Origin of the sequence: Pseudooceanicola endophyticus (assembly GCF_018760365.1) — a bacterium.
Lineage (GTDB): Bacteria > Pseudomonadota > Alphaproteobacteria > Rhodobacterales > Rhodobacteraceae > Pseudooceanicola > Pseudooceanicola endophyticus.
Map to the genome: position 1 here is coordinate 10,340 of NZ_JAHIAB010000026.1, position 10,890 is coordinate 21,229.

General features: G+C 69.0%; 10 protein-coding genes and 1 pseudogene. 10 read left to right on the forward strand and 1 reads right to left on the reverse strand.

Annotated elements, in window-relative coordinates; all coding sequences use genetic code 11:
* The 3 genes and pseudogenes from KM176_RS24220 to KM176_RS24230 form a co-directional block, all read left to right on the forward strand.
* Positions 1-643, forward strand: a pseudogene (locus tag KM176_RS24220) (hypothetical protein); the annotation flags it as partial.
* 2 nt (positions 644-645) lie between these two features.
* A complete protein-coding gene (locus tag KM176_RS24225; RefSeq protein ID WP_215558839.1) occupies positions 646-1,224 on the forward strand; it encodes a hypothetical protein in 579 nt (192 codons plus the stop codon).
* Entirely contained in the window at positions 1,221-2,102 is an 882-nt protein-coding gene (locus KM176_RS24230; RefSeq protein WP_160897275.1) for a hypothetical protein, read from the forward strand. Before KM176_RS24225 ends, KM176_RS24230 begins: the two co-directional genes overlap by 4 nt.
* Positions 2,103-2,210: 108 nt before the next feature.
* Here the strand turns inward: KM176_RS24230 and KM176_RS24235 are convergent, their stop codons facing one another.
* On the reverse strand, positions 2,211-2,825 hold the full coding sequence (locus KM176_RS24235; RefSeq protein WP_160897274.1) for a hypothetical protein: 615 nt from the start codon (positions 2,823-2,825) through the stop codon (positions 2,211-2,213).
* A 132-nt stretch (positions 2,826-2,957) separates the two neighbouring features.
* Between KM176_RS24235 and KM176_RS24240 the strand changes: the two genes are divergently transcribed.
* The 7 genes from KM176_RS24240 to KM176_RS24270 all read left to right on the forward strand — a co-directional run bounded on the left by KM176_RS24240 (position 2,958) and on the right by KM176_RS24270 (position 10,726).
* Positions 2,958-3,683 carry a hypothetical protein gene (locus tag KM176_RS24240; protein ID WP_160897273.1) on the forward strand — a complete coding sequence of 242 codons (726 nt, stop codon included), beginning with the start codon at positions 2,958-2,960 and terminating at the stop codon, positions 3,681-3,683.
* Between the two features lie 129 nt (positions 3,684-3,812).
* Positions 3,813-4,418: a hypothetical protein gene (locus KM176_RS24245; protein ID WP_160897272.1), complete on the forward strand. Its 606-nt coding sequence runs from the start codon at positions 3,813-3,815 to the stop codon at positions 4,416-4,418.
* Positions 4,418-6,445: a phage terminase large subunit family protein gene (locus KM176_RS24250; RefSeq protein WP_160897271.1), complete on the forward strand. Its 2,028-nt coding sequence runs from the start codon at positions 4,418-4,420 to the stop codon at positions 6,443-6,445. Before KM176_RS24245 ends, KM176_RS24250 begins: the two co-directional genes overlap by 1 nt.
* Positions 6,445-6,654 (forward strand): phage head-tail joining protein, encoded by a 210-nt coding sequence (locus KM176_RS24255; RefSeq protein WP_160897270.1) that lies wholly within the window; start codon positions 6,445-6,447, stop codon positions 6,652-6,654. The genes KM176_RS24250 and KM176_RS24255 overlap by 1 nt, the downstream gene beginning before the upstream one ends.
* Complete coding sequence (locus tag KM176_RS24260) at positions 6,654-8,195, forward strand: phage portal protein (protein WP_160897269.1); 1,542 nt, start codon at positions 6,654-6,656, stop codon at positions 8,193-8,195. Before KM176_RS24255 ends, KM176_RS24260 begins: the two co-directional genes overlap by 1 nt.
* On the forward strand, positions 8,185-10,305 hold the full coding sequence (locus KM176_RS24265; RefSeq protein WP_160897268.1) for a head maturation protease, ClpP-related: 2,121 nt from the start codon (positions 8,185-8,187) through the stop codon (positions 10,303-10,305). The genes KM176_RS24260 and KM176_RS24265 overlap by 11 nt, the downstream gene beginning before the upstream one ends.
* A gap of 85 nt (positions 10,306-10,390) precedes the next feature.
* Complete coding sequence (locus tag KM176_RS24270) at positions 10,391-10,726, forward strand: DUF2190 family protein (protein WP_160897267.1); 336 nt, start codon at positions 10,391-10,393, stop codon at positions 10,724-10,726.
* Positions 10,727-10,890 lie beyond the last annotated feature (164 nt).

Below are 10,890 nucleotides of genomic sequence, written 5' to 3' on the forward strand. Positions count from 1 at the left end.
GCTGGCCGAGGAGTGCTGCATCAGCCGCTCGACCGTCAACGTGCACCTGAACGAGCTGGAGCGGCTGGGGTTGATCCGCCGGGTGCAGCGCTCGGACAAGGCCACGCGCAAGCAGCTCTCCAGCCTCTACCTGCTCGGCTGCGATTTCCAGGAGGAGGCCGCCGCGCAGCCCGTGTCCGAAATCCGGACTCGGGTGGGGGCGGAGGAAGGGTCCGTGTCCGGAAATCAGACACGGGAAAACAAGGGGTCCGTGTCCGAAAATCGGACACGGAAAAACAAGGGAAAAACGGCAGCCGTGTCCGAAATCCGGACACGGAAATCCCCCCGAGCCGTGTCCGGAAAACGGGCAATCCCGTGTCCGGATTTTGACCAATCCCGTGTCCGGACGGTCGGACACGAACCTGAATATAACCCGAAGGGAACCTTGCGCGCCCCCGCGCGGGCCCGCGCACACGCGAGGGGCCCCGGGTTCTTCACCGCCGACGAACGCGCCGAAGCCCAGGACATCGCCCGCCACATCCGCCGGGGCGGCTCGATCCGCCCCGAGGCGGTCTCGGGCCGGGTCCGGGCCTGCCTGCGCACCGAGGCGCATCTGCCGGAACCCGAGTTGCGTGCTCATGGCCTGATCGAGGAAAGGGGCTGAGAATGGACGGACAAACCCAACCCGAGACGAAACGCGACCGCGTGCGCCGCCTGTTGCTGGCGCCGCTGGCCGAGATGGGCTTTCGCTTTCCGAAGGGCACGGCGCCCGAGGAGGGGCAGAAGCGCCTCGACCGGATCGCGGACGAACTGGGCTACCTCGACGAGGCGAACCTGGTGCGCCTGCGCGAGAGCCTGCGCGACAAGGGCGAGGGCAGCGCGCGCCGCTTCTGGCCGGCGCACGCCACCTTCGTGGCCTACGCCCAGCTGGCCCAGCCGCGCCCGCTGCATGAGCTGCCCGGCATCGCCAGCTGGTTCGCCAGCGTCGCCGGGCAGGAGGCCCTGGCCGCCGGGCGCCTTGTGGCCGAGTACCGCTTCTGGCTGCGCCACCACCGCCCGCCGATGAACGACGTGGAACGCCGCCGCCTGGCCGAGCAGTCCCGCGATGCGGCTGATCGCCTGGCGCGGCTGCGCGACAAGCAGGGGCGCGGCTGGCGCCTCGATGCCGCCGACCTCGCCTGGCTCGACGCCCATCAGCGCGACGACGCCCGCGCCCGCACCCTGATCCCGGAGACCCGCGCATGAGCATCCATTCGACCTTCCCCCGCCGCCCCGGCATCGGCCCGACCCGCACGGTCTACGTCGATCCGCGCCAGACCGCCTGGGTCGACACCTGGCCGGCCAGTTTTGCCGCGGAGCGGATCCGCACCTCGGACCGCGCCCTGGCCGAGATCCTCTCCCGCGCCACCCCGCCCGAGGTCTGCGGCCCCGAGATCCCCGTCGCCCCGGCGCGCGGCCCGATGATCGCGGTGCGCCCGCAGCGGATGGAGGCCGGGCCCGACGGTCGCTTCACCCGCCGCGCCGCGGGCCACGAAGGCCACCGCGCCGCCCGCACCGCCGATGCCTTCGACCTGATGGCGCGGCAGGCGCGCTGCAGCCATGCCCGGGTCGTGGCGCAGGCCCGCCGCGCCCATCGTGACGCCGCCGCCCAGGCCCGCGCTGCCGGGCAGGCGGCCCCGGTCTTCGAGGCGCCGCCCTTCGTGCCGCCCTTCACCACCGGCCAGGTCGAGATCGCCCGCGCCTATGCCGCGCTGAGCGAGCGTTGCGCGGCCAGCGGCGTGCGCTGTTCCTCGGTCGAGGCGGTGCGCGGGCAGGGCGCCGGCGGCGGGGATCGCGAGGCGGCGATCTTCCGGGATTTCGAGCAGCTGCGGCTCTGGCATCGCCGCATCGGCCCCGGGCTGGCGAAGGAGGTGCGCCGGATCCGCCCCGGCGGGCGCAAGCGCGCGGCGATCACGGCCCGCCACCTGGTCGATGCGGTCTGCCTTGGGGGGATGTCGCTGGAGGCGGTGCTGGAGAGCTGTAATTGGGCGGTCAATCAGCCTTCCCGGGAAGGGCTTCGCAAGGCGCTCTGCGCTGCGCTGGAGCGCATGCGGGGCTTCGATCTGGCGGAAGGCCAAAATTAGGGGCTTGCGCTTAAGCCTGCCAAAACGCATAGAAGGATCATCATCACCAATTGCGCCCGGAGCGAGCCCTCGCTGCCGGGCATTTTTGTGTCCGTTGGTGCACTGTCATTAATCTCGCAAGCCGAGGCCGCGTTCACTGCAAGATTTGGCACTGGGGCCTGTGTCAGAGATGCTGAGAGCATCTAGAATATCCTCCCGGCCCGTGACGACAGAGAACATCTTTCCATCCTGCTCGGCTTCAAAGCATCCGACAACGCCGTCAAGCTCGGCATTCCCGCTTTCCACTTCCTCCCAGCAAACTCCCGTTCGGTTGAGAAACTTGCAGGCGTGAGAGTCAGTTTCGGTTGCAGTAATTTTTCCGTCTTTGACTGCCGAGGTGAAGATCGACCCTGCTGAAATGTCGCCGGAAGGGATGATCGCGCCTGGAGCTGTTGCAACGACGAGGCAATATCCCTCGCCCGGAGAAACTATCAACGCTTGTTCCAAGCCTTTCAAAAGCAAGGCTTGGACATAACCGGGCAATGCGGCGCTAACGGTTGTTGCGATAGTGACAGCCGTGTCTGACATTCCGTCGTCTTTTGCGGCGGAGCACATGGTTCGTACCTTCAATGTGTCGCCAATTTCGAAAGTGCTTGTCGCGGTCTTTTCACCATATTCCGCGCCAATACAGGGTGAGCTTATCAAAGCAAGGATGCAAATTGAGCTGAGAGCTTTCATCGTCATGTCCTCCGTCCTCCGATGCAGTCACATGAGTGTTTCGGATTATTTTCGCCCATTGAACAGAAACCGTAAATTGGCGCCATTCTTTCGCATTGTATGGCAGCGCACTTCGGCATTTCATGTGAGGAATATGTCATGTTCACGCTCAAGCTTGATCCTGCGGCCTTCGGGGCGGCGACGCTCGACCTTCAGGACCGGGGCGTGCAGCAGGCCGCGGCCTATGCGCTGACCGACACGGCGCAGGACGTGCTGGACCATGTGCAGGCCCGCATGGACGTGGTCTTCGACAAGCCCACGCGGTTCACCAAGAACGCCTTCATGGTCTGGCGGGCAAAGCCGGGCGACCTGGAGGCCAGCGTGATCGAGCGCCCCTCGGTGGGCCGGCGCCATTACCTCAAGCTGCAGGAGACGGGCGGCGCGCGCGGCCAGACCGGGCTGGAGAAGCTGCTCGACAGCCGGCTGGCCTATGCGGGCGCGCTGCGCAGCGTGATCCCGGCCAGCGGCGCGAAGCTCAACGCCTACGGCAACTGGCAGGTGGGCGAGCGCAACCAGGCGCTCTCGGCGGTGCAGGCGCAGCGCGATGCCACGGCGAACACGACCGAGGCGGCGAGGAAGCGCAACCGCAAGCGCGCGGGCTTCTTCGTGCCGCGGGCCGGATCGAAGCTCTCGCCCGGGATCTGGAAGCGCGACGGGCGGGGCAGCCTCACCAAGGTGGTGCACTTCACCGCGCTCGCCCCGCATTACGACCGGCGCCTCGGCTTCTTCGACGGCGCCGAGGAGGTCCGGGCGGCCCGGCTGCCCGTGCACCTGAAGCGGACGCTCGCCAAGGCGGTCGAACGGGCGGCCCGGGCCGGGGGCTGAGGCCCCGGGTCCTTCCCGGCAAGGCCTGCGTCGGGGGTAATTCGCACCCCGGGGGTCGCGCCCCCCTTAACAGCGATTGCAGCCTTAACCGGGAGCCTTAACCCAGGACCTTAACCCACGGAGGGGACCATGCAGGTGACCGCAGCCGAGCTTGCCGAGCGGATGGAGGTCTCCCGACCGCGCGTCACGCAATGGGTGCAGTCCGGTGTTCTGGATGGATGCTTTACCGGGGAGGGCCGGGGCCGGCGCTTTGACCTGGGCCGGGCGATGGCGGCGCTCGGGCGCAATCTCGATCCGGCGCAGATGCTGGGCAATGGCGCCAGGACCCGGCGGGTGCTGCGCGCGGGGGAAAGCACGCCTGCGGACCTGCCCAAGCCCGAGCGGGGTCTGCCGGCGAAGGAACCCGACCGCTACGAGCTGGCGCGGATCCTGAACGCCGAGGAGGATCTTCGCCGCAAGCGGCGCGACAATGAACGCGAGGAGGGCCGTTGGATCCTTGCGGAGGCCGCCGAACGCAGCGCCTCCGCGCTGGTCGCCCGCGAGATCGGCCAGTTCGAGGCCGCGCTGCGCGATGGCGCCCGCAAGATCGCCGATACCGAGAACCTGGACTACCGCTCGGTCCGGGCCGTGCTGCTGGGTGTCTGGCGCGACCATCGGGCCGCCCGGGCCCGTGCCCTGGCCCGGGCCGCCGAGCTGGCGGAGCTGAGCGATGCAGAACGCGAGGAAGACGGCTGATGGGATTTCTGTCTTCGGCAGAGGCGGCAGTGCTGCGTGGGATTGCCCGCGCCATGAAGCCGCCGCCGCCGCCCGACATCACCGCCTGGTGCGAACGCAACATCAGGTTCGACGAACGCTCGCCCTTCCCGGGCCAGTTCCAGATCGAGCGCTTCCCCTTCCTGCGCCGCATCCACGAGGTGCTCTCGCCCGAACATCCCGCGCGGGAGGTCACCATTCGTGGCTCGGCGCAATGGGGCAAGACGGTCTCGATCATCAACCCGACGGTGGCGGCCTGGCACGAATACGGCCCCCTCGACAGCCTGGTCGTGCACCCGACCTCGTCCTCGGCCACGGAATGGGTGCGGGCGAAGTGGATGCCGCTGCGCCGCGAGGCCGAGGGGCTGCGGGTGATCTTTGGTGATGGGCTGGGCAGCGGGGCCGGGCAGACCGACACCCTGCACAACCAGGAGACCCTGCGCCGCGATGGCACGCTCAAGGTCACCAGCGCCGGCTCGCCCGATGACCTGGCGGGCACGACGCGGCGGCTGGTGCTGCTGGATGATGTGTCGAAGTTCGAGATGACGCCGAAGGGCGATCCGGAGATGATGGCGGTCAGCCGTGCGGCGGGGTTCGAGGATGCCAAGATCGGCCGCGTGTCCACGCCGCAGATCGTCGGCACCTGCCGGGTGACGCGGGCCTTCACGCGCTCCACGCAAGAGTTCTACCACGTGCCCTGTCCCCATTGCGGGACGCTGGCGCCGCTGACCTGGGAGAACTTCCGCCGCAACCTCGATCCCGAACGCCTGCGGGCCGCGCATTTTACCTGCGAGACCTGCGGCGGCGTGATCGGGCATGAACACAAGGTCGCCATGGTCGCCGCCGGACGATGGGTGGCGCACAACCCGAACGGGGACCACCCCGGCTTCCACCTCTGGCGGGCCTATGTGCCGCAGCGGGACTGGGCCTCGATTGCTCTGGAATACGCCCAGGTCATGGGCTGGACCGGGCGGGTCGAGGTCAGCACCGACACGGCAGAGCCCCCCGAGGCCATCGCCGATGCCCAGACCGAACAGACCTTCTACAACGACGTGCTGGGGCTGCCCTATGAACAGGCCAGCCGCGGCCCGGACTGGGAGAAGCTGCGCGATCGGGTGGAGAAGGCCGACCCGGAGGTCGCCGAGCCGCTGCCGCGCGGGATGCTGCCCGATTGCGGCTTCATCTTCTCGGCGGGCGTCGATTGCCAGGGCGACCGGACCGAGGTGCACTTCGTCGCCTTCGGGCGCAATTACCGCCGCTGGGCCATCGACTACCAGGTGATCCCGCATCACATCAGCACCGCCGAGTGCCGCGCGGCGCTGAACCAAATCCTCAAATCCACCTGGCGCACCCGGGCCGGGCGGCGCTTTGGCCTGGATGTGCTGGCGATCGACACCGGCGCCTATACCGAGGATGTCTGGGACTGGGCGATGCGCCATCCCTACACCCGGGTCATGGCGATCAAGGGCGGCACCAGCGCCTCGGCCCCGGCGCTCAAGCGCATGGAGTTCGACCGCCGCTCCGACCGGATGGCCCGGCGCAAGCGCCAGCAGGGCTTCGTGGTCGGGGTCAGCCAGCTGAAGGCGGACTTCTACAGCTGGCTCGACAAGGCCGATCCGGCGGAGCGTGGCCATGTCGGCTTCGCCACCGGGCTGGGGGATGAGTATTACCGCCAGATCACCGCAGAGGTACGGGTGCTGAAGCGGGCCAGTTCCGGCGCCATGGTCAGCCGCTGGATCATCGCCGAGGCGGGGCGGCGGAACGAGGGCCTCGACACCATGCTCTATGCAGAGGCCGGCGCGCGGTTCAAGCAATGGACCTACCTCTCGGACGGGGCCTGGGACCGGCTGGACGGCGAGCGCGGCGGCCCGCCCGAAGGCGCCCAGCCCGACCTCTTCGATGTGGCGGTGCCCATCGTTCCCGAGGGTCCGGCGCCGCAGGCCCCGGTGAAGACGCCGCCGCGCCGCAAGCGCGCGGCGCAGAAGATCAATTTCCTACGGAGGGACTGATGTCCGTCGATCGAGCGACCCAGCTGGCGCGTCTGCGGACCGCCAGAGCCCTTGGCGTGACCCAGCTGTCCGAAGACGGGCGGACGATCTCCTATCGCTCGCTCGCCGAGATGGACCGGATCATCGCCGATCTTGAGGCAGAACTCGCGGGGCGCAGCCGTCGCGCGACCCTGCGCCAGGCGACGCCGCGCACCAACCGGGGGCTGTGATGGCACGCAAGACCGACACGGGGTTCCGGCCCAGCCTGCTGGACCGGACCATCGCCCATGTGCTGCCGGAACGCGGCCTGCGCCGGATCCGGGCCAAGGCGCAGCTCTCGGTGATGATGAACTATGATGCCGCCAGCCGGGGCCGGCGCACCAGCGGCTGGCGCGCGCCGCTCAGCTCGGCAGATGCCGCCGGCTGGCAGGCCGGGGCGCGGGCTCAGCTGCGCAATCTGTCGCGGGACTTCGTGCGTAACCGCCCCTTCGCGGCCCGGGCGGTATCGGTGATCACCGGCAACGTGGTGGGATCGGGCATCCTGCCGTCGATCTCGCATGATGATCCGGACCGCAAGGCGCGGGTTGATCAGCTGGTCCGCGACCACCTGCTGACGGTGGCGATCGACGCCATGGGTCAGCACGCCTTGCCGGGACTTCAGCGCGCCGCGATGAACGCCGTGGTCGAGGATGGCGAGGTGCTGGTGCGGCGGCGCTGGCGGGTCGGGCCCTACGGGGCCGGGCTGGCGCTGCCCTTCCAGGTCGAGCTGCTGGAGGCGGATTACCTTGACCAGACCAAGGTCGCCAATGGTCAGAACGAGATCGTCGAGGGCGTGGAATACGGTCCCACCGGCGCGGTCGTCGCCTATCACATCCTGCGCCAGCACCCCGGCGCCGCGAGCCGGCGCCTGGCGCTGGACTCGGTGCGGGTGCCGGCGGCGGATGTGCTGCATATCCGCCGCGCCGACCGGCCCGGCCAGGTGCGCGGCATCAGCTGGTTTGCCCCGGTCATGCTGACCTTGGGCGACATGAGCGACTACCAGGAAGGCGAGATCCTGAAGCAGAAGATCGCGGCCTTGCTTGCGGCCTTCGTCTCCAGCGAGGAACCGATTGCGGGCGATGCGCTCGACCCCGACCAGGGGGCCAGGGATCTGGGGCTGGGCGAGATGGGGCCGGGCACGATCACCGAACTGCCGCCGGGCAAGAGCGTCTCGTTCACCACCCCGCCGCAGATGCCCGGAGGCTATGATCAGTTCATGCGCCAGAACCTCTCGGCGGTCGCGATGGGGCTGGGGCTGACCTATGAATCCCTCGCCGGGGACCTGAGCCGGGTGAACTTCTCCTCGGCCCGCATGGGCCGGATGGAGATGGACCGCAATATCGAGACCTGGCAGCAGCTGCTGATGATCGACCAGTTCTGCCGCGGCATCGAGCGCTGGCTGCGCGAGGCCTGGACCATGCGGCCCCGGCTGGGCCCGGCGGATTTTGCGGTGACCTGGACGGCGCCGCGCCGCGCGCTGATCGACCCGACCAAGGAGGTCCCGGCGCTGGTGGCCGAGATGGAGGCGGGCATCACCAGCCGCCAGCGGGTGCAGCGCCAGCTGGGCCTCGATCCTGCCGTGGTGCTGCGCGAGCGCGTCGAGGACGCCCAGGCCCAGGCCGGCCAGCCGGTCAACCTGACCAATGATGAGGCCGCCCCCGGGGACGCGATGCGCGCGCTCTCCGGGATCGCCGCCGCAGAGGCAATCGAAGGAGCAGAAGATGCCGATTGAGGACGACGCGGGCCGCGCGCCCCGTCCGGTGCCCGCCGTGGTGGAGGGCATCCTGGCCCTGGAAGGGACCCTCGTCCCCGAGGATTACATTGCCCAGTACGGCCCCGGGGCCTTCAGCGCCGCCCAGGTGCGCACGGCACTGCAGGGGGCGACGGGCGATCTGACGGTGCGGGTCAACTCGCCCGGGGGCGACCCGCGCGAGGGCGAGGCGATCCGCGTGATGCTGGCGGAATACCCCGGTCGGATCACTGTGCAGGTGGTGGGGCAGGCCTGTTCCGCCGCCTCGCTGATGATCATGTCCGCCGACCGGATCGAGATGAGCTCGGGCTCGGTCATGATGATCCACGACCCCAGCAGCTACACCTTTGGCACCGTGGCCGATCATGAACAGGCGATGCTGGTGCTGAACGCGCTCGCCGATGCCTATGCCGCGGTCTACGCGGCCAAGGCCGGAAGGAGCGTCCCGGCGATGCGCCAGATCATGCGCGAAGAGCTGTGGATGGACGCGCAGCGCGCGGTCTCCGAGGGCTTTGCCGACGGGATCATGGCGATCGACCTGCCGGATCTGCCCGGTGTTGCCATGGCCTCGGCCCGCGCGGCCTGGGCGCAGAGGATGCAGGCCTTCCAGGCTGTCGCGATGACGGTGCCGGTGGCGCCGCAAGGGGGCGTTCCCGGCGCCCCGCAATTGGCCATGATGGCCGCAATCGAGGAGGCAGAGATGCCCGAACAGACCCAGGCCCCCGTGCCGCCCGTTGTGCCCCCCGTGCCGCCCGTTGTGCCCCCCGTGCCGCCCGCTGCGCCCGTGACCCCGCCGGCGCCCAGCATGCAGGACGGCATCGCCGCCGAACGCCAGCGCATTGTCGGGATCCAGATGGCGGCGCGCACGCACCTGGCCACCGGTGCCCTCAGCCAGGACATGGTGGACGGGCTGATCACCGAGGGGCTCAGCATGGAGGCCGCCTCGGTGCGCATGCTCCAGGCGCTCTCGGCGGCGCCGGGGCAGGGCAATGTCCAGATGGGCGGGGCGCGCAGCCGGATCCTGCGCGATGACCGTGAGACCCGTCGCATCGGCATGACCGAGGCGCTGACCGCCCGGCTGAGCGGCGCGGCGCCGCAGGACGAGCGTGCGCGCCCCTATATGGACAGCACGATCCACGAGATCGCGGCCTTCGCCATGGGGCGCGAGCGGCCCTCGATGGGCGGCTATGCCCATCGCGAAGACATCATCATGCAGGCGATGCAGACCACCAGCGACTTCCCGAACATCCTGTCGACCTCGGTGAACCGCATCCTGGCCTCGACCTACGACCTGGTGGAGCCGACCTTCGCCGCCGTCTCGCGCGAGATGTCGTTCAACGACTTCCGCGAACATGACGTGGTGCGCGCGGACGAGTTCCCGACGCTCCAGAAGGTCACCGAGGCGGGCGAGATCAAGTTCGGCGCCATCGGCGACAGCTCCGAGGTGGTGGCGCTTGGCGCCTATGCCACGGGGCTGGCGATCTCGCGCCAGGCGCTGGTGAACGATGACCTGGGCGCCATCCAGTCGGTGATCGACAGCGCTGCCGCCATCGTGCCGGAGTTCGAGGAGGCGACCTTCTGGGCCTACTTCCTGTCCAACGCCAAGCTTGCCGACGGCAAGGCGATGTTCCATGCCGATCACAAGAACCTCGCGACCACCGCCGCCGCGATCAGCGAGACCTCGGTCGGGGCCGGCTACAAGGCACTGCGCACGATGAAGGCGGCGGATGGCAAGCGCAACATCCTGTCGAACGCGCCCTCGATCCTGCTGGTCGGCCCGGAGCTGGAGATGAGTGCCAAGCAGTTCCTGTCGCAGAACCTGGTCGCCACCAAGACCACCGACATCAACATCTTCTCCGGCGAGCTGCGCCCCGTGGTGACCGAGCAGATCGAGGACAGCTCCTGGTACCTGCTGGTCGATCCGCAGAAGCGCACCCACAACTTCAAGCACGGCTACCTGGCGGGCCGTTCGGCGCCGCGGGTGCGGGTGGATGAACCCTTCGGCGTGCAGGGCATGCGCATGACGCTGGAGCACGACTTCGGCGTCGGCGGCGTGAACTATCGCGGCGGCTACAAGAACGCCGGCGCCTGATCCGGGCCCCGCGATCCTGACCTGACGAACGGGCGGCCCTGGGCCGCCCGTCGTCGTTTTGCCATCCCTTATCAGGAGATCCGAGATGAAGACCTATATCCAGCCGGGCGAGAGCCTGACGCTGCCCGCCCCCTATGACGTGAGCTCCGGCGGGGGCGTGCTGGTCGGCGGCCTCTTCGGCTTTGCCCAGCACGATGCGCTTGCCGGCGCGGACGTGACCCTCGAACGTCGCGGCGTCTTCACCCATGCCAAGACCTCGGCCCAGGCCTGGACCGTCGGCGCCCAGGTCTACTGGGACGACACCGCGAAGGTGCTGACCACCACCGCAACCGACAACACCCTGGTCGGCGCCGCCACTGCCATTGCCGCCAACCCCTCCGACACGGGCGAGGTCCTGGTGGATGGCGCGGTGCGTGCATGACCTCGGTCTTTGACGGGGTGACCGGGGTGATGAACGACATGTATGGCGCCCCGGTCACCTACCTTCCGCAGGGCGGGAGCGCGCGGGTGGTGCAGTCGGTGTTCCGGCGGATGCCGGTGGATGCGACGGATCCCGACGGGCACCCGGTGCTGGTCACCAGCCCC